The sequence below is a fragment of the Trichococcus sp. genome (assembly GCF_055118575.1).
Map to the genome: position 1 here is coordinate 1 of NZ_JBSQPW010000021.1, position 21,491 is coordinate 21,491.

Here is a 21,491-nt window from a genome sequence, read left to right on the forward strand (position 1 = left end):
TAACTAACGATGGAACGCCGTGTACGGTGAAAGCCGTACGCACGGTGTGGAGCGGGGGAAAAGTTGTAGATAACATCAAAGACTTACCTATCGCTATCTTCCGGGAACCCCGACCCTTCGGAAGCCGATTTGGTGTTCACCCGCAGGATGGTGGAGTGCGGGGAAATGATGGGGATCGAGATACTCGATCATTTCATTATCGGGGTCGATGAGTATCTCAGTCTGCGCGAATACGGCATCATTTAGCCTCAAATTCCCCATAAGAAAATGAAAATCTGATGGCAAAAAACTTGCAATATCAGAAAACCTGATATATGATTATGTTAGTGTTTTTGTTTGGTAAAGAAAAGATTGTCGTGAACATTCCTATCGTACCAAAAGCAAGAATAACAATTTTGAGTGCTTTGCACGAGGAGGAATTTTTCATGGAAAAAGGAACAGTAAAATGGTTTAATGCAGAAAAAGGCTTTGGTTTTATCGAACGCGAAAGCGGAGATGACGTATTCGTACATTTCTCAGCTATCTTGGGCGACGGATTCAAATCATTAGAAGAAGGACAAGCAGTTTCATTCGAAATCGTTGATGGAAACCGCGGACCACAAGCTTCTAACGTAGAAAAAATCTAATTTTCCTTTTAATTATACGATCAAAGGGTCCGGGACACTGTCTCGGGCCCTTTTTGGATGGCGATCCGCTGAAAGTTTTACTGGAATCATGCAAACATATTGTGTCAATTAGGGTGTTTTTTTGACGACGATATTACCGATCAGCGGCATTTCCGTCAAATTGATTAATTCTTTCTTTTGTTTGTTACATTGATGTTTTTCTTGTTCCGGTTTGTGGTAAAATAGAAAAGAATTTGTTTGTGGGAGAGCTTTTAGTCAACCAGACGGAAGGATGAGAAGTACTTGGTAAGTTTTAATTTTAAAGGCAAAAACATCGGAATCGATTTAGGTACGGCCAACACAATCGTTTTCATAGCCGGTAAGGGCATCGCATTCAGAGAACCTTCTGTCGTCGCCAAAAATATCCATACAGGAGAGATTCTTTCCGTTGGGGAAGAGGCTTTCCAGATGCTTGGCAGGACACCCGGCACCATTGTGGCATCCCGCCCTATGAAAGAAGGCGTCATTGCGGATTATGATACAACAGTCGCAATGATGAAATATTTCATCAAAAAAGCGACTGGAAATGCATTCATAAAACCGTACGTGATGGTCTGTGTACCGAGTGGTGTGACGGAAGTGGAGAAACGGGCAGTTCTTGATGCCACCCGGACAGCCGGTGCGAAAGAAGCTTTCATCATCGAAGAGCCTTTCGCTGCTGCGGTGGGCGCGGGACTTCCGGTGCATGCGCCTACAGGCAATATGGTGGTGGACATCGGTGGTGGGACCACGGACGTAGCGACGATTTCGCTCGGAGGGATCGTCACGAGCCGTTCCAGCACAGCCGGTGGCGATCGGATGGATGAGGCAATCATTCAGTTCATCCGCAAAAAGTACGGTCTCTTGATCGGAGAGCGGACTGCCGAGAACATCAAAATAACAATCGGTTGCGCCGATATCGAAAAGGCAGCTTCCTATGGATCCATGGAAATAAGAGGTCGGGATATGGTGAACGGACTGCCCAAGACTTTGGAAATCCATGCCGAGGACGTAGCGATTGCGATTCATGATGTGGTGGATAACATTGTCCTTTCCGTAAGGGAAGTTCTGGAAGAGACACCTCCCGAAATATCTGCCGACGTCATTGACCATGGCATCGTTTTGACAGGTGGCGGGGCTTTGTTGAAGAACATTGCTGAGGTCATTTCGGCGGAAGCCGAAGTTCCTGTATTTATCGCCAATGATCCATTGGATTGTGTTTCCATCGGAACAGGCGAGACATTGAAGAATATCAACGTATACAAACGAAAAAATTTAAGACATTAAGCAGAATGAGTGTAATTGAAAGTGATGTACGAAATGAGGTGTCAATGTGAATCAGTTTTTTAACAATAAAAAATTGATTATCCTATTGATCAGTGTGATCACCTTTATCAGCTTGATAGCATATTCTATTACCAACAATAGAGAAGATACATCGATACCGCAACAAGTAGGAAACGATGTGACGGGCTCCATTGCGAGAATATTTTCTAAGCCGGCGGAAGTAGTGGCGAATTTTGTTGATTCAGTCGATAACCTGATGAATACGTATGAAGAAAACCAATCTTTAAAAAGTAAAATTGATACCGTATATGAGCTGCAAGTGAAAGTCTATAATCTGGAGCAAGAAAATGCTCGGATGCAAGAAGAACTTGACCTGAAAAGTACTTTATCAGAATATGAACAGATCAATGCTTCTGTGGTATCCCGCAACCCGGACAGTTGGCTGAACCAAATCATCATTGACAAAGGATCCAAGGATGGGGTAGAGGTCGACATGTCGGTGATGGCCGGAAACGGTCTGATCGGCCGTGTATCTGAAGTCAATTCAACCAGCGCGAAAGTCCTCTTATTGACCACTTCGAACGACACGACTAACCGTGTGTCAGCTGAAATCCAAACCGAATCCGGACCTGTTCATGGCATAGTCAATGGGTATGATGAGGATGCGAAGATGCTTTCCATGTCCCAGATTGCCCCTGATGCGGTGATCAATCCGGGCGACAGTGTGATCACATCGGGATTAGGAGGCGTTTCGCCAAGCGCCTTATTGATCGGTACGGTCAAAGAAGTTTCCATGGACAGCTATGGCCTGTTCAAGCAGGTGACGATCGAGCCTGCCGGAGAGGTTTACAATATCCGCTTCGTGACGGTCATCAAACGGCTGAGTGGGAGTGGTGAGTGATGGTGCAGAACAGATCCTTGCATCACACTTATTTCATCCCTGTGATGCTTTACTTGCTTTTGATCCTGGATGGCTTTTTGATCAATGCTTTCCCGGGACAGTTTGTCAGTGAAGCGTATATCCTCGTGCCACATCTGGCACTGTTCGGGTTTGTGCTTTTTTCCTACTATTTCCCCAAGCAGCCGATGCAGTTGTATGCGGTTCTGTTCGGGCTGTTGTTCGACAGTTATTACAGCGGCATTTTGGGTGTTTACGCAGTCGCTTTTGCTGTGGTCGTGTACTCCGTGAAGAAGATGCAGAAATACCTGACGGAGAACGTTTTTGTGTTGGCGTTGCTGTTCATCATGGCAATCGTGGCTGTGGATTCATTCGTTTTTGGCTTCTACAGTTTGATGGACATTACGCAGCTTGATTTCAGCGCGTTCGCTTCCGAACGATTGGGACCGACCATCGTGCTGAACATTGTGTTGTTCATTGTCATTTATTATCCATTGTTTAAGCTTGTGGGCTGGATGTATGATTAACCATGATGAGAAATGGATGAGACTTATTTTAATGAAATGCTTGCATTTCCCGAATGCTGTGGTATTATTGTCTTAAATTCTAAATGCAATGAAGAGAAAAAGTAACTTTTGCCTATTTCCAGAGAGTTTGCGGGTGGTGCGAGCAAATAATAGAAATCAGTGAAATCACGTCTCTGAGCAAGAATGCTGAAAAGACAACTTCTGTTGTCCTGAGTAGGCTGACTCGGTTGTGCCCGTTACAGCGCTGACGTTTCAAACGGAACGTTATGAGGCGGTTTCTGTGAAGATGCCGCAAAAAAAGGTGGAACCACGACTTCAATCGTCCTTTAACTTTCAACAGGAAGTTAAAGGGCTTTTTTTATTGGAAACGGCGTGATGTGGGACCACCACAAAAATACGGTAATAAAAAAGTACACATATATGGAGGAGAAGAATATGAAAAAATTAGCATTACTATTGTTGGCGTCCACAAGTTTATTGGCTGCATGCGGTGGAGGCGCTGTTGAGGATTCCTCTGCAACCGGATCGGTAGATTCAGGAATCAAAGATACCCTGGTGATGGGGTTGGACGATACCTTTGCGCCGATGGGCTTTAAAGATGAAAGCGGCGAAATCGTCGGTTTCGACGTCGACTTGGCGAAAGAGGTTGCGGAACGCTTGGATGTGGAAATCACTTTTCAGCCGATTGATTGGGCAATGAAGGAAACTGAATTGGCTTCCGGGAACATCGACATGATCTGGAACGGCTATACGATCACGGAAGAGCGCAAGGAGAAAGTGCTCTTCACAGAACCTTATCTGAACAACAGCCAAATCATCGTCACAATGGCAGACAGCGAAATCGCAACAAAAGCCGATTTGGCCGGAAAAATAATCGCGACGCAACAAGGATCTGCGGCATTTGATGCCATCAATGCCGACGAAACGGGAATTGCCGCTGAGTTTGATGGGGGCACTCCAATTTTGTATCCTACCTTCAACGATGTGTTCAACGATCTGGAAAGCGGCCGCAGCGATGCAATCGTCGTCGACGAAGTGTTGGGCCGTTACACGATGAAGTTAAAAGGCGAAGAAAAGTTCGCTGTTCTTGAAGATAATTTTGGTGAGGAAGAATATGGTGTGGGTGTGCGCAAGGAAGATGTTGCGCTGAAAGAAGCAATCGATGCAACGATGAATGAAATGCGTGAAGATGGAACCTACGATGAAATTTACGCAACTTGGTTCGCTGAATAATAAAATTGTTTGTTGAGGAGGAAGCCGAATGTTGGATAAACTGAAAAAAGCCGCCTTGGTCGGAACGGGCTTGTTGGTGTTGACTGGTTGCAGCGGCGGGTCTGCTGATGATGCTGACACCAGCTCGGAAGCTGTTGCCGAGGAAACGTTGGTCGTGGGCTTGGATGACACTTTTGCGCCTATGGGATTCCGTGATGAGAACAACGAAATCATCGGTTTTGATGTCGATCTGGCGAAAGCGGTCGGTGAGCGGATCGGGGCTGAAATGGTTTTTCAGCCGATTGATTGGGCAATGAAGGAAACCGAATTGGATTCCGGCAACATCGACATGATCTGGAATGGCTATGCCATTACGCCGGAACGTGCTGAAAAAGTCCTCCTGAGCGAACCCTATATCGTGGATGCGCAATCCATCATCGTTTTGAAGGACAGCGACATCCAAACAAAAGCGGATTTGGAAGGGAAGTTGGTTTCGACACAACAATCTTCGAGCTCAGTGGATAAAATCATGGAAGATGAATCAGGGATATTTGAAAAATTGGGCGGGGATTTGGTGCTTTATCCTTCCAACAACAATTCCTTCAGCGACCTGGAATCAGGGCGTGTGGATGCCATCGTCGTCGGTGAAGTCTATGGACGCTACTTCATGAAGCAGTCCGGGCAAGACATCTACCGTGTCCTTGAGAATAATTTCGGGGAAGACGAAATGGCGGTTGCCTTCAAAAAGGGCAACACGGAACTGCAGGAACGTGTCGATGCCGCCTTGGCCGATATGAAGGAAGACGGAACCTTCGATGAAATTTACAATAAATGGTTCTACAGTGAATAACGAAAATAAAGGGTAAGAAAGAGGTTTATGAAATGGACTTGATACAGACGATACTGCCATCATTGCTTGACGGCTTGAAGATGACACTGAAGTTGTTCTTCATCATAGGGATTTCCAGCATTCCGTTAGGATTTCTGATCGCCGTCATCCGGGTTTACGGACCGAAGTGGCTGGGTTTTCTGATCCAGATATATGTCTTCATCATGAGAGGGACGCCATTGCTGTTGCAATTGATGTTTGTTTTCTTCGGTTTGCCGCTGATTGGCATTACATTGGATCGTTTTTCTGCAGCGATTCTGGCGTATATGATCAACTACGCTGCCTATTATGCGGAAATCTTCCGTGGAGGTATCACTGCTGTTCCGAAAGGACAGTTCGAGGCCATTTCCGTGTTGGGTATCGGCAAGGTCAGAGGTTTTTTCAAAATCATCATTCCGCAGGTCACCAAAATCGTGTTGCCATCTGTAGGGAATGAAGTGATTGCGCTAGTAAAAGACACATCTTTGGTTTATGTCATCGGTCTCGGGGAACTATTGCGCGCAGGACAGATTGCAGCGAATACGTACGCCTCGTTAGTGCCTTTCCTGGCAGTCGGCATCGTCTATTTATCCGTTACGGCTGTCATTACGGTGCTGCTGAATAAACTTGAATCCAAAGGAAACTTTTAGGGGGAGCGGCAATCATGTTATTAAATGCGATGAATCTGAAAAAGTCTTATCATGACATAACGGTAATCGATGATTTTTCATTCCACATCGATTCCAATGAAATCGTTGTGCTTGTGGGTCGTTCCGGAACGGGGAAAACGACATTGATGCGCTTGCTCAACAATTTGGAAAAAGCAGACCAAGGCACCATTTCAATCGAGGATGCGGTTTTGTGCAAACAAGGATTGAAGGGTGCAGAATATGTGGACCGCAAAAAAAGGCGTCTTTACCAAAATAAAATCGGTATGGTTTTCCAGGATTATGCTTTGTTCCCGAACCTTTCTGTGCTGGACAATCTGCTGGAGGCGCCATTAGCCCAAAAGTTGGGCAGCCGCGAAGACCTGACGGCGAAAGCGGCCGGATTACTGGAGCAAATGGGATTGGCAGACAAGCTGGAGGCTATGCCGTCGACTTTGTCCGGAGGCCAAAAGCAAAGGGTCGCCATCGCTCGGGCGATGATGCTGAATCCGCGGGTACTATGTTTTGATGAACCGACTTCTGCGCTCGATCGCGAATCTTCCGACAGTATCGGTAAGCTGATCCAGGAAATCGCAGCTAGCGGAACCGGCATCCTGATCGTCACGCATGATACCGAGTTCGGTCAACAATACGGGACCCGGATCGTGTCCTCAAGTGAATTCGTCAAAAATAGTTGATAAGGTCAAAAAAGTAAAAAAAGTAAAGAATGCGCTCTACTTCAGGGCTATAACTTGCTTTTTGTGACTGGCTATCTGTATAATTGTCTCTGGTTGAAAATAATGAATGCCCGTGAGCATTCCTTTTAAGGGGAGACGTATTATGGAAAAAAGAAAAAAACGCGTGCTGAATGCCGCAATAGTAGGGTCAGGGACAGACGATTTAACAAACATGTTCCTGTCCCTTTCTTTGGCATCAATTATTGCGGACTTGGCGATCAGTAAAGCACAAGCCGGTCTGATTTCAACAATCACGAATATTGGGATGCTGATAGGGGGACTGTTGTTCGGATACTTCGCGGACCGTTACGGCAGTTTAAAGCTTTTCAAGATAACGTTATTGCTCTTCTCTGTTGCGACGGCAGCAATGTTCTTCGCGGATGACTTGGCTTCGGTCTATGCCCTTCGCTTCATTGCCGGAATCGGTACAGGTGGGGAATATGGTATCGCAATCAGTCTGATTGCTCGTGTCACACCAGTCCATAAAATGGGCCGGATGTCTTCCTTGAATGCGGTAGCCGGAATGGTAGGGAACATCAGCGCGGCTTTTCTTGCAAGTTTGATATTGCCCCGTTTTGGATGGAACGCCTTATTCCTTTTGGGTTTGCTGCCGCTTTTGATTGTGTTGTGGGTACATCTGACCGTTTCAGAGAACGATTTGGTTGAGGTAGGAGATGCCACAACGGAAAGAAATAGTGAAATCAAAGAATCGAAGCCATCTTTTGGAGAGTTGTTCCGCTCACCTGAATTAGCAAGACAAACGATTTCGCTGATGTTCATGGCTGTAGTTCAGATTGGCTGTTATTTTGGTTTGATGAATTGGTTGCCGCAAATCATGCAGACAAGTTTGGGATTGTCGGTTTCGAATTCTTCTTTATGGATGATTTCGACAATCATGGGTATGTCAATCGGAATGCTTTTCTTCGGTAGGATACTGGATGCTGTTGGGCCAAGAATTGCATACGGTATTTTTTTACTGGCTTCAGCATCTGCGGTTTTCCTTTTTGTGATGGCAAAAAGCAGTATTGCGATGTTGATTGGAGGCGCGATAGTGGGATTCTTCGTTAATGGAATGTTCGCAGGATACGGTGCTATAGTCAGCCGTCTTTACCCAGCACATATCCACTCGATGGCGAATAATCTCATCATCAATGTCGGACGGGCAATCGGTGGGTTCTCATCGCTTATCATCGGCCTTCTGATGGACTATTCTAATATAACCACAGTTATGGTATTCTTATCCGCTTGCTACCTCGCCAGCTTTTTGGTCATGCTAAGCATCGATGGCTTGCGAAAAGAATCATACGCGAAAGCTGGTCTCCACCAAGTATAATCAGTTTTGGAATCAGAAAACAGGGCGTCGGCCTTGTTTTCTTTTTTATTTAGGTTGACGGACGCCTTAGTTTTTGGTAGACTATTAATGTTGTAAATGTGCGCACCACGGCTACAACCGCACGGATGGGAGTCATGAGACCCGCAAGGGCACTCCGTTTGGCGAGTCTAAGTAAAATAAGGAGGTGCAGAGAATATGTACGCAATTATCAAAACTGGTGGTAAACAATTAAAAGTTGAAGTTGGTCAAGCAATCTACATTGAAAAATTAGAAGCTGAAGCTGGTGACAAAGTAACTTTTGATGAAATCGTATTTGTAGGTGGAGAAGAAACTAAAATTGGCGCTCCATTCGTAACAGGTGCTTCTGTAGAAGGCACTGTTGAAAAACAGGGCAAAGAAAAGAAAGTAACTACTTTCAAATACAAGAGAAGAAAAGATACACACCGCAAGCAAGGTCATCGTCAACCTTATACAAAAGTAATCATTGACGCAATCAACGCATAAGAGTGTGAATAATCATGATTGAAGTGAAATTTAAAGAAGATGACCATGGCAACCTGCTTTCTTTCGAGATTACGGGGCATGCCGGGTACGGAGTGGAAGGTGAAGATATTATCTGCGCCGCTGTTTCTGTGCTGGCCATCGAAACTGTGAATAGCGTTGAACGTTTAGCCGGGTATCAGATGCTTGTTGATGAAGCGGATGATGAAGGCGGGTATCTCTATGCGGAGATACTTTCCGAGAGGGAAGCGGAGCAGCAATACATTACGCAGATTTTACTGAAGCATCTATTCTATTCGCTGGAAGATGTCGCTCAGACATATCCGGATTATGTGGCCATAAAAATGCAATAAAACTGTACTACTTAATAAGGAGGTGCAAACCACATGTTGAAATTGAATCTACAATTGTTCGCCCACAAAAAAGGGGGCGGATCTACTACCAACGGACGTGAGTCCCAATCTAAACGTTTAGGAGCTAAACGTGCAGACGGACAAACCGTAACTGGCGGATCAATTTTGTACCGTCAACGCGGAACAAAAATCCATCCAGGTACTAACGTCGGTATCGGTGGAGATGACACTCTATTTGCAAAAGTTGACGGTGTCGTTCGTTTCGAACGTTTAGGCCGTGACAAAAAACAAGTTTCTGTATACCCTACAGCTAAATAATACTTGTACTTTTGCCGATCAACCAATTACATACACACAAAAAACCTTGCGGGGGCAAATGATCAGTCACTTCCTTCGCAGGTTTTTTTGTATTTTACATACCAACAAAAAGTAAGGGACGGTGAACGACTTGAAAGCAACAAATGTTGAGAGTCTTTTCGGATTGATGGATGAAGCCATCATATTACTTCAAACGGAAGCTGAACTTTCATATATAGAAGCGTTGTCCGAAACGCTGGAAAATCTTTCCTTTGGAGGAAAGGCACAACAAGTGGGAGGCTTGCCTTCAAACGAGGCAGTCGAACGCTTGAACAATCTCTACAAAAAAATGAATTTGGAAGCATTGGACAAGGAAATCATCCGCAAGAGCATCCAATTGACTTTCATCAAGGCGACAAAGGTAGATAAGCTCCAGATGAATCATCAAATGACTCCGGACACGATTGCCTATCTGATTGCTTATTTTATTGGAGAAATAAAAAAAGATAAGACAGAAAAACTGCATGTTTCAGATCTGGCTGCAGGGACAGGGAACCTTCTCAATATCGTTTTGGCGCATTTGGCCAACAGGGGCAATGAAGTGACTGCGGAAGCGGTCGAAAATGATGACCTGTTAATCAGTGTCGCAGCCAATAGCGGGTTCTTGATGGGCTTGTCGGAAAAAATTCATTACACCCATTCAGACAGCCTGCAGGAACTATTGATTGCACCTTCTGATATCGTAGTATCGGATTTTCCGGTCGGATATTATCCGGTGAATGAGCGCGCAAAGAACTACAAAACGGCTTTTTCGGAAGGAAATTCTTTTACACATTTCCTAATGTTTGAACAAAATGTGAACTATCTGAAAGAATCCGGTTGGGGGATTTTTATCGTTCCTTCCGACATTTTTGAAACAGATAAAACATCTGTGTTAATGGGGTGGTTGAAGGAAAACGTTCATATACAGGCATTTTTGAGCCTTCCGGAAGATCTGTTCCACAAAAATGGAATGAAAAAATCAATCATTATTGTTCAAAAAAATGGTGAAAAATCGATTCAAGCCGAACAAGTGCTTTTGGGGGAAATTCCAGATCTTAAAAACGCACAAAAGATGCAATCTTTCCTGGATATTTTCCACAATTGGAGCGCAAAGATGATATAATATTTATTAGAGATATAAGAAAAATCAGTCAATTTAAAGGAGAGAAAAAAATGTCAAAAATCATCGCTATCAATGCTGGTAGCTCAAGCTTGAAATTTACATTATACGCTATGCCTGATCAGGAAGTTCTTGCAACCGGAATAATCGAAAGAATCGGTTTGAATGATTCCGTCTTCACAATCAAACATGGAGAAGGCGAAAAATTCCAGGTTACCGAGGATATTGCGAACCATGAAATCGCAGTACAGAAATTACTTGATCAATTATTGGCATTAAACATCATTTCAAGCTACGATGAGATTACAGGTGTCGGACACCGTGTAGTTGCCGGCGGGGAAATCTTCAAAGATTCCGCGCTAGTGGATGATCTTGTTCTGGAACAAATCGAAGAGTTGGGCGAATTGGCGCCTTTGCATAACCCAGCGAACGCTACAGGAATCCGCGCATTCAAGAAATTACTGCCCGAAATCACAAGTGTTGCAGTATTCGATACATCTTTCCATACAACAATGCCGAAAGTAAACTACCTGTACAGCATTCCGATGGATTACTATAAAAAATATGCTGCCAGAAAATACGGTGCACACGGAACAAGCCACAAATATGTCGCTGAACGCGCTGCAGAAATGTTGGGCAGACCGATCGAAGAGTTGAAGATCATTACTTGCCATATCGGCAACGGTGGATCCATCACCGCTGTGCAAGGTGGGAAATCAATCGACACATCCATGGGCTTTACACCATTGGCAGGCATCACGATGGGAACTCGCTCAGGGGACATCGATGCTTCTTTGATCGCCTATTTGATGGGCAAACTGGGCATCACAGACATCAATGAATTCGTTGACATCCTGAACAAAAAATCTGGTCTGTTGGGACTTTCAGGCGTATCAAGTGATATGCGCGATGTTGAGACAGCGGCGGAAAACGGCAATGAGCATGCTCAAATTGCTTTGGATATCTTCCATAATCGTATCATCAAATATATTGGACAATACGTTGCCATCATGAACGGTGTGGATGCGATCGTCTTCACTGCTGGCGTTGGTGAAAATTCTGCGCCTACCCGTAAAATCATCATCGATGGTATTTCTTGGTTCGGTTGCAAAATCGACGATGAAAAGAACAATGTCCGCGGCGTTGAAAGAATCGTTTCAACTGACGATTCCAAGGTGAAAGTGTTGTTGATTCCTACAGATGAAGAGCTTATGATTGCTCGTGACGTCGTTCGCTTCAGCGAAAAACACTAATTTAAAATAAAAATTCCGGTATGCCAATCGTTGGCATACCGGAATTTTTGCTTATTTTTTAGGTTTCGGTTTATTCTCGAGGTCGGTGCGGACGACGAGCACATCGCAGGGTGCGTTGCGGATGACGTACTCGGATACGGACCCGATGAACAGTCTTTCGACGGCATTAAGGCCGGTCGCACCGATCATGATCAGATCCACATCGTATTCGGCAGGCAAATCTTTTGCAATGATGGCTTTTGGTGAACCATATTCGATGACGGTATGAACATCTGTTATGCCTTCGTTTGTGGCATAGGTTTTGTATTCTTCCATCAACGTTTTGGATTGGCGGACGATTTCATCCGTAAAGCTGCCCTCAAAACCTGTAGGCGTCTGTATGGCTCTTGTATCGATAATATGAGTGATGATGATGGCTGCTTTATTCCGTTTGGCCACTTCCACTGCTTTACGGAAGGATAATTCTGATTCTCTGGATCCGTCAACCGGTATCAAAATCTTCTTATACTCTTGAAACATATTAACCACTCCTCTAAACTAGTATCGCTTACAAGTTTATTTTACTTCACTTTCCATAAAAATGAAAGCGTGTGCGATTCTTTCCGGGAATTTAATGCTCAGCGGCTCTGGTCTTTCATCATGCCGGCCAGGCGGATACTGAAGAGTGCTGTATACCCTGATGCGATCACTACGGCAAATGCATAAAGCAAGGTGCTCCTGAAGAAAATCGTCAGAAGGCAGAGAAAACCGATCAACATGTACAGGGCTCCGCCATTACGGAAAAAGAGCCAGATCTGATTGCGTTGCTGCTCGGTGATACGATCCGGAGTCAACACAAAAACAGTGGGGCCTTTTAATGTCATAAAAAGGCCGGTCGAAACCAACAATAATGAAAAAAGGGCAATCAATAATTCTACCAATGTGCATCCTCCTTGAAGGGAATTGCGGGGAAATTGCTCAATAAGCGCTTTTCCGTGTTTTCCAGTCTGCAAAAAAAGCTGCTCAAAGAGCAGCTCCGAAAAGTATAAAACTTTATTAGAAATCCGATGGTGCCGGTGAGTATATTCTACTAGTTTTGAACCCGCATATAAGCAGGTGGGCTCCAATATCCAGTCTCTAACTACCAAATGATAAGGCGTGTTATCCACCGAAATAAACAGGATCCCAAGGTAGTAATAAATTGTTCGGTCAACACATTGAGAATATGTCGAACACCTCAGAAATCTATATACGTATAGTAGCATACTAATCATTCGTTGGCAAGCAAAATACATGAGTTTCAATCCAGAAACATAACAGCAGCAACGGGTTAAACGCTACCAGCTTGTACTCAGGAATCTTTGTTGAAGCGGTGCTGCAATTGGTTGGCTAAGGCTTGCTCGTATTTTCCCGTCACAGCCGGCTCGTAGTAACGTCGATTCTTCAGTGAGTCCGGCAAATACTGCTGTTTGACCCAATGGTCCGGGAAATCGTGCGGGTATTGGTAACCGACGCCGCGGCCTAACTTATTTGCACCACTGTAATGGGCATCACGCAGGCTGTCCGGTATGTCACCGGATTTCCCGGCCCGCACATCCGCCAGAGCACTGTCCAAGGCAAGATAAGCCGAATTGGATTTCGGCGAAAGGGCAAGATCGACGACAGCGTTTGCCAAGGGGATCCGTGCTTCCGGCAATCCTAACTTTTCAGCTGCCTGAACGGCCAAAACGGTACGGGACACAGCTTGCGGATTGCCCAAGCCGATGTCTTCATAAGCGCAAACCATCAACCGTCTGCAGGCGATCAGCAATTCGCCGGCTTCCAATAGCCTGGCCAAATAATGCATAGCGGCATCGACATCGCTGCCGCGGATCGATTTTTGAAATGCTGAAATGACATCGTAATGGGCATCGCCGTTTTTATCGTGTACCAACGCCTTCTTTTGGACACATTCTTCAGCGATAGCCAAGGTGATGCGGATGGTGCCGTCCACATCCGGTTTGGTGGAGAGGGCAGCCAACTCCAAGGCGTTGAGCGAACCGCGGACGTCGCCCATCGTGCTCCTTGCGAAATGAAGCAAGGCGTCTTCTTCAATCGCGATCTTTTCTTTTCCCAGCCCGCGTTTTTCATCAACAATTGCCCGTTGCAGCGCCACTATGACGTCCTTTGTAGTAAGGGGCTTCAATTCGAAAATTTGGGTCCGGCTCCTGATTGCGGGACTGATGCTGATGTACGGATTTTCGGTGGTGGCGCCGATCAGGATGACTTGACCGCTTTCAAGGTGGGGCAGGAGAAAATCCTGCTTGGGTTTATCCAATCGATGCACCTCATCCAGCAAGAGGATGACCTGGCCGGAAAATTTGGCCTCCTCCACGATAATCTGGAGGTCTTTTTTTGTATCAGTGGCGGCGTTCAGTTGCCGGAAAGCGGAATGTGTCGATCCGGCGATGGCGCTCGCGATGCTCGTTTTGCCGATTCCAGGTGGGCCATACAGTATCATGGACGAAAGCATCTTGGCATCGACCATGCGGCGGATGATCTTATTCTCACCCACCAGATGGCTCTGGCCGATGACTTCATCGATGTGTACGGGACGCATCCGGTATGCTAAAGGTTGTTTCATGATTTTTCTCCGCTCCTTTTTCTCTCCCCCATTATATGCTATCCCACAAAAAAGAACAAACATTCGCAAGGGTATCCCTTTCTGCGGGTTTGTGAAAATTGGTTGAAAGAAAACCAAGCAACATCTTTACTATTTACAAGCAGAAAAGCTATAATGAATACATTGAAAATTGGGAGCAGAAAGTGAGCGTACATAATGACAGATTTCAAAGAGATCATTTTAACACATAAATTATCGGCATTATTTTCGAAAGCCTCTTTTGGAATCGAAAAAGAAAGCCAACGGATAACCGGTGATGGCACAATCGCCAAGACAAACCACCCGACGGTATTCGGGAACCGCAGTTTCCATCCTTACATACAGACTGACTTTGCTGAAAGCCAACCGGAATTGATCACACCACCGGTGCAATCGATCGAGGAAATGTATGAATGGCTGACGGCTATCCATGATGTCGTGCTGCGTTCTTTACCCGAAGATGAATATCTGTTGCCTTGCAGTATCCCGCCGACCATGCCGCCAAGTGAAGAAATCAGGGTAGCCAAGTTGGATAATGCGGATGATGTCGCGTACCGGGAATACCTAGTATCGGTTTACGGGAACAAGAAGCAGATGGTCAGTGGTATCCATTTCAACTTCGAACTGAATCCTGCCCTTATCAAGGAACTTCATCAGCTCTCTGGTTACACAGGGACGCTCAAGGAGTTCCAATCGGATGTCTACTTGAAGATGGCCCATAACTTCATCCGTTACCAATGGATCATGACCTACCTTATGGGCGGCTCCATATCCGCAGACAGTACCTACTTCGAAAAAGAAAGCCAGCATGATTTGCCTTTGGACAGGTACACCAGAAGCATCCGCAGCAGCAAGTACGGATACGTCAACAAAGCAGACGTGCAGGTCTCCTTCGAATCGATCGATGCCTATGTGCAGGATATCGAGGGAATGGTAACCAGCGGCAAGCTCATTGCAGAAAAAGAATTTTATTCGACTGTCCGTTTCAGGGGGGCGAACAAAGCGCGTGATTTGCTGACGAACGGGATTGCCTACCTCGAATTCAGGTTGTTCGATCTGAATCCATTTGCCGAGTTCGGCATGCACAAAGAGGACATGTATTTCATCCATTATTTCTTGCTCTATTTATTGTGGATCGAGAAGGATGCCAGCGAAGCGGAGATGGAAATCGGGAAAGAAATGAACTACAGCACCGCTTTGGAGAATCCTTTGCAGCCGTCCGCATTCCAAGCAGAAGGGCTGGCCTTCCTAGAGGGCATGCTGGATATGCTGGCAGTGATCGGCGCTGAAGAGAATCTAAGCGCAATCGTCAAAGAAAAAATCGAAGCTTTCCGCAATCCGGACAAAACAGTTGCGGGCCGGATGGTAAACGCGGTGGAAGCCGCAAAGGACAAAACAGTTTGGGCCGCAGCCTTAGCAAAAAAATACAAAGAGGCTGCCTGGGAACGCCCTTATGCTTTGAGAGGTTTTGAAGACATGGAGCTTTCCACGCAGATTTTGCTGTTCGATGCTATCCAAAAAGGTTTGAAAATCAACATGCTCGACCGCTATGACCAATTCATCTCGCTGACCTACAAGGATCATCGGGAATATGTAAAAAAAGGCAACATGACAGCAAAGGACAGCTACATCGGTCCACTCATCATGGAAAACAAAGTCGTCACCAAAAAAATATTGGCGGAGAACGGATTTGCGGTTCCTGACAGCGGTGAGTACCATTCTGCGGAAGCAGCCTTGCGCGACTATCCAATCTTTGCCGGCAAAGGCATCGTCGTCAAACCAAAGTCCACGAACTATGGTCTGGGGATTTCCATCTTCAAAGAGGGCGCTTCCTTTGAGAATTATGAGAAAGCCATCCATATGGCATTTGAAGAAGATGAGGATGTGCTGGTGGAAGATTACTTGTCCGGCACCGAGTACCGTTTCTTTGTCATCGGCAATGAGACGAAGGCCGTTTTGCTGCGTGTGCCAGCCAATGTCGTTGGCGATGGCAGCCGGACGATCCGTCAATTGGTCGAGGAGAAGAACAAGGACAGTCTGCGCGGAAAAAATCACCGTACGCCGTTGGCATTGATCGGGACCGGGGAACTCGAAAAGTTGACGATCCAAGGCCAAGGTTATACTTTCGACAGTATCCCGCCGGCAGGAGAGACAGTACGCTTACGGGATAATTCCAATATCAGCACCGGTGGAGATTCGATTGACGTTACGGATCAGATGCATGACAGCTACAAACAGTTGGCTGTGCAGATGTCAGCTGCACTGGGTGTGGCGGTCTGTGGAGTGGATATCATCATTCCGGATCATTTGGTCCCAGCTGCGCAAACGGAGCCGAATTATGGGGTGATCGAGGCGAATTTCAATCCCGCCATGCTGATCCACATTTATCCGTACCAAGGGAAAAGCCGACGTTTGACGATGGAAATTCTGCGCTTATTGTTCCCGGAAATGCAACTGGAGGAAGAGTAAGGGGGATTTTATGAAAAATTCATTTCTGAGAATTGCCAGTTACATTGCGATAACCATCATCATGGTTTATGGGTATCTGATCGCGAAAGGCTTCAGTGACTGGGAACTGCTTTCCTCATTTGAGCCCCTGCTTATTCCGATGCTGTCGGTAGGCCTATTTTTATCCATCTATGTGCATATCCTTCTTCATGAAGGGGGACATTTTCTGTTCGGAAAACTGAGCGGTTATCGGCTGGTCAGTTTTCAAATCAGGCATTTTAAGTACAGCCAATCAGATCATCGCTTGCATCATATTCAGACTGCGTCTCCTATGCTGGCTGGCCAATGCTTGATGGCACCGCCGAAAGGAGACTATGCTGAATTGCCTTATCGCGCTTATCTGTTGGGTGGGGTTCTAACCAATGCTTTGACGGGAGCAGCCCTCTACAGTTCAGCATATCTGATGGAGCTGAAGGTGGGCTCTCTGTTCGTGTTGTTCAGTCTTGTGCCTGTCTGGATCGCTTTATCGAATTTGTTGCCGAAAGCGCAGAATGATGGAGCCTTAGTGAAGGAAGCAAGCCGCTCCTTGCACGCGCGCGAGCTCTTGTTCCGACAACTGGAAATGGCGCAGCTCATAGAGGATAAGGTGCCTTTTACTGATTTTCCAGACGCCTATTTTGCATGTTTAAGGGATCCGCAATACCAAAAAAGCTTCCTTGTGGATTACTTCTACATGGTCGCTTATGTTCGCGCCTTGGGGAAATTAAATTTTGAAGAAGCCGATAGCTTGCTGCAGACTTTTTCGGACAATCGCCCGGTCAAAGAGTCGGTTTATTGGCCGATTTATTTGATGGAATCTTTGTTTTGCGATGCGCTCTTTGGACGGATTGGAACGGCAGAAGAGAAGTACAGCCAAATACAAGCCCAGCCCGTTTTGAAAAGGTATTGGAGTGCAAACAACAGAATCAGGGCGGCCTATGCGTTTTTCTGTCATGCTGATATAGAAGCAGCGAAGAACTTGTTGGGAAAAGGTCCGACAGCTGCTGAAGATTCTGATCAGGATTCGGACAACAGCGTCGAACTGCTCCTGTACCGATGGCTGAACAGTTATTTTGAACATTAGAAAGACAAGTGAAAGAAAGAAGGAAACAAATTGATTTATTTCGACCACGCCGCTACTACGCCGGTGAGACCAGAAGTTGTTGCGGTCATTCAGGAGTCTCTTATCGAAGATTACGGGAATCCTTCCAGCACCTATGCGCTCGGAAGGCGGACAAGGCAGCATATAGACCAAGCCCGCAGGATTTTTGCGTCATCCATCAAAGCCAATCCGGCTGATATCATCATCACAAGCTGCGGCTCCGAATCCAACAATACAGCCATCATACCGACTGCCTTGGCTCTGAAGGGAAAAGGCAAACACCTCATCACTTCCGCAGCGGAACATCATGCAGTCCTTCATCCGATGCATTATCTGGAAACGTTAGGCTTTGAGGTGACTTATCTGCCGGTGGACAAAACCGGAAAAGTGACGCTGCAGTCGCTGAAGGATGCGATTCGGCAGGATACGATCCTTGTCTCATTGATGTATGCAAACAACGAGGTGGGGAGCATCAATCCGATTGCTGAAATAGGAGCGTTATTGTCGGAGCGAAAAGTCATTTTCCACACGGATGCCGTTCAGGCTTACGGCAGCGAGGAGATTGATGTCGGGCAACAACAGATCGATTTGCTGTCGGTTTCCGCACATAAAATCAATGGCCCAAAAGGGATCGGATTTTTATACCGTAAAAACAGCTTGCATCTGCCTAATTTCATCCATGGCGGCAGTCAGGAGAATGATCACCGCGGTGGAACAGAAAATACGCCATACATCAGAGGCTTTGCTGAGGCGGTCACGTTGATGGAAGCAGAACGGGAAATGGGCAACCGTAAAAAACGAGAACTGGGCGATTATTTCCTGAGCGGACTTGAAAAGAGTGGAATCCCGTTTGAGAGCAACGGAGCCTATCGTGAAGGGGTGCCGCATATCCTGAGCATCTGGCTGCCCGGCATGCGCTCCGACAAAATGCTGATCCAGTGCGATCTGAAAGGGATCATGCTGGCTGCGGGATCCGCTTGCACAGCAGGCAGCCTCGAACCGAGTCACGTGTTGGAAGCGATGTTCGGAAAGGGCAGTCCACGCGCAACAGAATCTTTGCGCATTTCGTTCGGTTCGGATAATACGACCGATGAGGTGGACACTTTGATTGCCTTGCTGCAAAGCATCCACAATAAGCAATACAAGAACGTCTGAACGAAAGAATAAAAATGTGTTATGATAGGGAAAACGTTATCTTGGAGGACTGCATATGGCATTCGAAAAAAAAGTAACTTTAAAGGGATCCGGCAAAACTTTGCAATTGAATGAACAGGTAAAACGCTACACTTTGCGCGACAACGGCTTCGAGGAAACCAAAAACGGCAATTACCAATTGGTCCGCGATTTGGATACAAGCGTGCTGCACAAGCAAGGGATCAAAGTGAAAATTGTCGTCGCTTCCGATCTGAAGACATTGAAAGTCTCCACCACGACGAGCAACGGCTTGCAGACGGTGGATGTTTACGGTAAGGAAACCATGTCGGCTGCGAAAGAACAGCTGGAATATATTTTGGAAAGTTTAGCCGAAAATGGTGTCCTGACTCAAGCGGCGGAGTGATCCAAAAACAATGGTGACAGATGAAATCAACAGACCGGTTCCGGTAAGAGTTATTCTTACGGCCGGTCATTTTTTGCGTTCATATAAAAATCGTGATCCGCTTTTATCCATGTGCACCAAAAGAACACGATACGCACTATAAGTGCATTAATATAATTATATAAATCGCTATTTTTTTCATTCCAATTCCTATGAAATATGATATACTTATTCAGAATCGCACAAACAATTCGGGAGATGAAGAAAGTGGAACAAAAATATCAAGGCGCAGCCATGACTACAGTTGATAAAAGCGCCCTAAAGAAGTCACATTTATTTGAGACTTCACAAGTAAAATATTTCATCAGATGTATGCTTGCCGGTATGTTTTTGACGTTGGGGACATCAATCGCTGTGATGGTCGCTGAAAAAGCAGAACACATGCTGCCCGGCAGCGGGAAATTTTTCTACTCATTCATGTTTGCATGGTCTTTGGTCATGATCAATTACATGAACACGGAATTGGGTACATCCAACATGATGTACATGACAGCAGCCGTTTACCGCAAGGTTTTGGCGCCCAAAAGAGCTTTAGCAATTTTATTCGCTTGTATCCTATTCAACCTTATCGGTGGCACAATCGCATCATTCATCATGTCATTCACGAATATTTTCCAAGATTTGCCGGCTGAGCACTTCCTTTTCCATGCAGTTGAAGGCAAATTGATCAAAACGCCTATCCAGATGGTAGCCGAAGGTATCTTCGCGAATGTCATCGTGAATACGACGGTATTTGTCAGCGCGCATATGAAAGATGACGCGGGCAAATTATTCTCGACCATTTTCATCATCTTCATCTTTGCCTTTTTAGGCTTTGAGCACGTTATCGCCAACTTTTCTTCCTTCAGCCTTGCGTTTTTCGCATTCGGCGGGGCTTTACCAGGGATGACGGTCGGCAGCGTACTGACGAACTGGTTCTTCGCTATGATCGGAAATTACATCGGTGGTGGACTGCTTATCGGTTTGCTTTACGCATGGATGAACAAAGATTCCGAAGTATACGTAGACTAAGCTTCACAACTAGAAACGGGAAGGATCCGGCTGACGGATCCTTCCCGTTTTTTCACGTATAAAAGAATGTCCGGATGGGAATTTGTTCGTTTTTCCGGGTTTATGGTTAGTGGAAAAGGCGATAAGGCTTATGGATGGTTGACAAATGCGAAGAACATCTGTATTGTTTTACTGTTGTTTGTTATTTTAGCAGGTCATACCAGCCAACTGTCGTAAGCGGCTGATAAATAGATTGAAATATGATTAGGGAGGATTTTGTTATGAAATTGCTTGAAGAGCGCATATTGGAGGACGGCATCGTGTTGGGGGACAATGTGCTGAAGGTGGACAATTTCCTGAACCATCAGATCGATCCGGTATTGATGCAACAATTGGGGGATGAATTTGCACGTTATTTTGCCGACAAAAAAATCACCAAGATTCTGACGGTTGAGACATCCGGCATCGTGCCTGCCGTTTTCACAGGGTTGGCATTGGGCGTGAAGGTAGTCTTTGCAAGAAAACAAAAAAGTCTGACGATGCGGGATAATCTGTATTCGGCCACCGTCTACTCTTTCACTAAAGATGTCACCAACGAAATCACAATCTCGAAACAATATCTTGATGAGAATGATCATGTGCTCATCATCGATGATTTTTTGGCAAATGGTCAAGCCACGAACGGCTTGATGGAGATCTGCAAGCAGGCTGGCGCAGAAATCGCCGGCGTCGGCATCGTCATCGAAAAATCTTTCCAAAAAGGCAGAAAAATTTTGGAAGAGCAAGGCATGGATGTCTATTCATTGGCCCGCATCAAGGCTTTTGAAAACGGCACGGTCCAGTTCATCGAAGAATAGCAAGTCAGGAAGACAGATAATCTCTGTCTTTTTTTGTGCTTCAAGGTTCTTTCGATTCGGCTTCAATATCTCCACAAAGCCTTTCGGAATTGTGGTAAAATGTTAAATATGCATGAGAT

Annotated in this window: 23 protein-coding genes, 1 other RNA gene, 1 pseudogene and 2 other annotated features; of the genes and pseudogenes, 21 read left to right on the forward strand and 4 right to left on the reverse strand. The window is 45.7% G+C overall.

Going from position 1 to position 21,491, the window contains the following annotated elements:
• Positions 1–99: 99 nt before the first annotated feature.
• The 15 genes and pseudogenes from ACTCCX_RS07205 to ACTCCX_RS07275 all read left to right on the forward strand — a co-directional run.
• A pseudogene (locus ACTCCX_RS07205) lies at positions 100–246 on the forward strand (JAB domain-containing protein); the annotation flags it as partial.
• Between the two features lie 179 nt (positions 247–425).
• Entirely contained in the window at positions 426–626 is a 201-nt protein-coding gene (gene cspD / locus ACTCCX_RS07210; RefSeq protein ID WP_086628303.1) for a cold-shock protein CspD, read from the forward strand.
• Between the two features lie 282 nt (positions 627–908).
• Positions 909–1,931 (forward strand): rod shape-determining protein, encoded by a 1,023-nt coding sequence (locus ACTCCX_RS07215; RefSeq protein ID WP_463275371.1) that lies wholly within the window; start codon positions 909–911, stop codon positions 1,929–1,931.
• A gap of 46 nt (positions 1,932–1,977) precedes the next feature.
• Positions 1,978–2,832: a rod shape-determining protein MreC gene (gene mreC, locus ACTCCX_RS07220; protein ID WP_463275372.1), complete on the forward strand. Its 855-nt coding sequence runs from the start codon at positions 1,978–1,980 to the stop codon at positions 2,830–2,832.
• On the forward strand, positions 2,832–3,356 hold the full coding sequence (gene mreD, locus ACTCCX_RS07225; protein ID WP_463275373.1) for a rod shape-determining protein MreD: 525 nt from the start codon (positions 2,832–2,834) through the stop codon (positions 3,354–3,356). Before mreC ends, mreD begins: the two co-directional genes overlap by 1 nt.
• A gap of 79 nt (positions 3,357–3,435) precedes the next feature.
• Positions 3,436–3,686 (forward strand) — a binding site (T-box leader).
• A 105-nt stretch (positions 3,687–3,791) separates the two neighbouring features.
• Complete coding sequence (locus ACTCCX_RS07230; RefSeq protein ID WP_463275374.1) at positions 3,792–4,589, forward strand: amino acid ABC transporter substrate-binding protein; 798 nt, start codon at positions 3,792–3,794, stop codon at positions 4,587–4,589.
• A gap of 28 nt (positions 4,590–4,617) precedes the next feature.
• The gene (locus ACTCCX_RS07235; protein ID WP_463275375.1) at positions 4,618–5,418 is read left to right on the forward strand and encodes an amino acid ABC transporter substrate-binding protein; all 801 of its coding nucleotides are present in this window, start codon (positions 4,618–4,620) and stop codon (positions 5,416–5,418) included.
• A gap of 32 nt (positions 5,419–5,450) precedes the next feature.
• The gene (locus ACTCCX_RS07240) at positions 5,451–6,086 is read left to right on the forward strand and encodes an amino acid ABC transporter permease (protein WP_108031393.1); all 636 of its coding nucleotides are present in this window, start codon (positions 5,451–5,453) and stop codon (positions 6,084–6,086) included.
• A gap of 14 nt (positions 6,087–6,100) precedes the next feature.
• Entirely contained in the window at positions 6,101–6,781 is a 681-nt protein-coding gene (locus ACTCCX_RS07245; RefSeq protein ID WP_463275376.1) for an amino acid ABC transporter ATP-binding protein, read from the forward strand.
• 142 nt (positions 6,782–6,923) lie between these two features.
• Positions 6,924–8,153 carry an MFS transporter gene (locus ACTCCX_RS07250; protein WP_463275377.1) on the forward strand — a complete coding sequence of 410 codons (1,230 nt, stop codon included), beginning with the start codon at positions 6,924–6,926 and terminating at the stop codon, positions 8,151–8,153.
• A 105-nt stretch (positions 8,154–8,258) separates the two neighbouring features.
• Positions 8,259–8,332 (forward strand) — a sequence feature (ribosomal protein L21 leader region).
• A 16-nt stretch (positions 8,333–8,348) separates the two neighbouring features.
• On the forward strand, positions 8,349–8,657 hold the full coding sequence (gene rplU / locus ACTCCX_RS07255) for a 50S ribosomal protein L21 (protein ID WP_463275378.1): 309 nt from the start codon (positions 8,349–8,351) through the stop codon (positions 8,655–8,657).
• Positions 8,658–8,671: 14 nt separating this feature from the next.
• Positions 8,672–9,007 carry a ribosomal-processing cysteine protease Prp gene (locus ACTCCX_RS07260; protein WP_463275379.1) on the forward strand — a complete coding sequence of 112 codons (336 nt, stop codon included), beginning with the start codon at positions 8,672–8,674 and terminating at the stop codon, positions 9,005–9,007.
• Positions 9,008–9,040: 33 nt separating this feature from the next.
• Positions 9,041–9,325, forward strand: a complete 285-nt coding sequence (gene rpmA / locus ACTCCX_RS07265; RefSeq protein WP_068560128.1) for a 50S ribosomal protein L27 — start codon at positions 9,041–9,043, stop codon at positions 9,323–9,325.
• 130 nt (positions 9,326–9,455) lie between these two features.
• Positions 9,456–10,469 (forward strand): class I SAM-dependent methyltransferase, encoded by a 1,014-nt coding sequence (locus tag ACTCCX_RS07270; RefSeq protein ID WP_463275380.1) that lies wholly within the window; start codon positions 9,456–9,458, stop codon positions 10,467–10,469.
• 50 nt (positions 10,470–10,519) lie between these two features.
• Entirely contained in the window at positions 10,520–11,719 is a 1,200-nt protein-coding gene (locus ACTCCX_RS07275; protein WP_463275381.1) for an acetate/propionate family kinase, read from the forward strand.
• A gap of 51 nt (positions 11,720–11,770) precedes the next feature.
• On the opposite strand, the gene ACTCCX_RS07280 is transcribed toward ACTCCX_RS07275, so the two are convergent.
• The 4 genes from ACTCCX_RS07280 to ACTCCX_RS07295 form a co-directional block, all read right to left on the reverse strand.
• A complete protein-coding gene (locus ACTCCX_RS07280) occupies positions 11,771–12,238 on the reverse strand; it encodes a universal stress protein (protein WP_463275382.1) in 468 nt (155 codons plus the stop codon).
• Positions 12,239–12,336: 98 nt separating this feature from the next.
• Positions 12,337–12,639: a hypothetical protein gene (locus tag ACTCCX_RS07285; RefSeq protein ID WP_463275383.1), complete on the reverse strand. Its 303-nt coding sequence runs from the start codon at positions 12,637–12,639 to the stop codon at positions 12,337–12,339.
• A 116-nt stretch (positions 12,640–12,755) separates the two neighbouring features.
• Positions 12,756–12,945: non-coding RNA, 6S RNA (ssrS, locus tag ACTCCX_RS07290), on the reverse strand.
• A 104-nt stretch (positions 12,946–13,049) separates the two neighbouring features.
• Positions 13,050–14,321, reverse strand: a complete 1,272-nt coding sequence (locus ACTCCX_RS07295) for a replication-associated recombination protein A (protein WP_463275384.1) — start codon at positions 14,319–14,321, stop codon at positions 13,050–13,052.
• 195 nt (positions 14,322–14,516) lie between these two features.
• Between ACTCCX_RS07295 and gshAB the strand changes: the two genes are divergently transcribed.
• From gshAB to ACTCCX_RS07325, 6 genes are all read left to right on the forward strand, one after another.
• A complete protein-coding gene (gene gshAB / locus ACTCCX_RS07300; protein ID WP_463275385.1) occupies positions 14,517–16,808 on the forward strand; it encodes a bifunctional glutamate--cysteine ligase GshA/glutathione synthetase GshB in 2,292 nt (763 codons plus the stop codon).
• A 10-nt stretch (positions 16,809–16,818) separates the two neighbouring features.
• Complete coding sequence (locus ACTCCX_RS07305) at positions 16,819–17,910, forward strand: hypothetical protein (RefSeq protein WP_463275386.1); 1,092 nt, start codon at positions 16,819–16,821, stop codon at positions 17,908–17,910.
• A gap of 30 nt (positions 17,911–17,940) precedes the next feature.
• Entirely contained in the window at positions 17,941–19,083 is a 1,143-nt protein-coding gene (locus ACTCCX_RS07310; RefSeq protein WP_463275387.1) for a cysteine desulfurase family protein, read from the forward strand.
• Between the two features lie 55 nt (positions 19,084–19,138).
• Positions 19,139–19,486, forward strand: a complete 348-nt coding sequence (locus tag ACTCCX_RS07315; RefSeq protein ID WP_463275388.1) for a cysteine desulfurase — start codon at positions 19,139–19,141, stop codon at positions 19,484–19,486.
• A gap of 273 nt (positions 19,487–19,759) precedes the next feature.
• Positions 19,760–20,536: a formate/nitrite transporter family protein gene (locus ACTCCX_RS07320; protein WP_463275407.1), complete on the forward strand. Its 777-nt coding sequence runs from the start codon at positions 19,760–19,762 to the stop codon at positions 20,534–20,536.
• A 260-nt stretch (positions 20,537–20,796) separates the two neighbouring features.
• The gene (locus tag ACTCCX_RS07325) at positions 20,797–21,372 is read left to right on the forward strand and encodes a xanthine phosphoribosyltransferase (protein WP_463275389.1); all 576 of its coding nucleotides are present in this window, start codon (positions 20,797–20,799) and stop codon (positions 21,370–21,372) included.
• Positions 21,373–21,491 lie beyond the last annotated feature (119 nt).

Coding starts and splice junctions, on each gene's coding strand:
- ACTCCX_RS07280 (WP_463275382.1), bottom strand. CDS start 12,238: ATGTTTCAAGAGTATAAGAAGATTTTGATACCGGTTGACGGATCCAGA.
- ACTCCX_RS07315 (WP_463275388.1), top strand. CDS start 19,139: ATGGCATTCGAAAAAAAAGTAACTTTAAAGGGATCCGGCAAAACTTTG.
- ACTCCX_RS07245 (WP_463275376.1), top strand. CDS start 6,101: ATGTTATTAAATGCGATGAATCTGAAAAAGTCTTATCATGACATAACG.
- gshAB (WP_463275385.1), top strand. CDS start 14,517: ATGACAGATTTCAAAGAGATCATTTTAACACATAAATTATCGGCATTA.
- ACTCCX_RS07250 (WP_463275377.1), top strand. CDS start 6,924: ATGGAAAAAAGAAAAAAACGCGTGCTGAATGCCGCAATAGTAGGGTCA.
- rplU (WP_463275378.1), top strand. CDS start 8,349: ATGTACGCAATTATCAAAACTGGTGGTAAACAATTAAAAGTTGAAGTT.
- ACTCCX_RS07230 (WP_463275374.1), top strand. CDS start 3,792: ATGAAAAAATTAGCATTACTATTGTTGGCGTCCACAAGTTTATTGGCT.
- ACTCCX_RS07240 (WP_108031393.1), top strand. CDS start 5,451: ATGGACTTGATACAGACGATACTGCCATCATTGCTTGACGGCTTGAAG.
- cspD (WP_086628303.1), top strand. CDS start 426: ATGGAAAAAGGAACAGTAAAATGGTTTAATGCAGAAAAAGGCTTTGGT.
- ACTCCX_RS07305 (WP_463275386.1), top strand. CDS start 16,819: ATGAAAAATTCATTTCTGAGAATTGCCAGTTACATTGCGATAACCATC.
- ACTCCX_RS07320 (WP_463275407.1), top strand. CDS start 19,760: ATGACTACAGTTGATAAAAGCGCCCTAAAGAAGTCACATTTATTTGAG.
- ACTCCX_RS07235 (WP_463275375.1), top strand. CDS start 4,618: ATGTTGGATAAACTGAAAAAAGCCGCCTTGGTCGGAACGGGCTTGTTG.
- ACTCCX_RS07275 (WP_463275381.1), top strand. CDS start 10,520: ATGTCAAAAATCATCGCTATCAATGCTGGTAGCTCAAGCTTGAAATTT.
- mreD (WP_463275373.1), top strand. CDS start 2,832: ATGGTGCAGAACAGATCCTTGCATCACACTTATTTCATCCCTGTGATG.
- ACTCCX_RS07325 (WP_463275389.1), top strand. CDS start 20,797: ATGAAATTGCTTGAAGAGCGCATATTGGAGGACGGCATCGTGTTGGGG.
- ACTCCX_RS07295 (WP_463275384.1), bottom strand. CDS start 14,321: ATGAAACAACCTTTAGCATACCGGATGCGTCCCGTACACATCGATGAA.
- ACTCCX_RS07260 (WP_463275379.1), top strand. CDS start 8,672: ATGATTGAAGTGAAATTTAAAGAAGATGACCATGGCAACCTGCTTTCT.
- rpmA (WP_068560128.1), top strand. CDS start 9,041: ATGTTGAAATTGAATCTACAATTGTTCGCCCACAAAAAAGGGGGCGGA.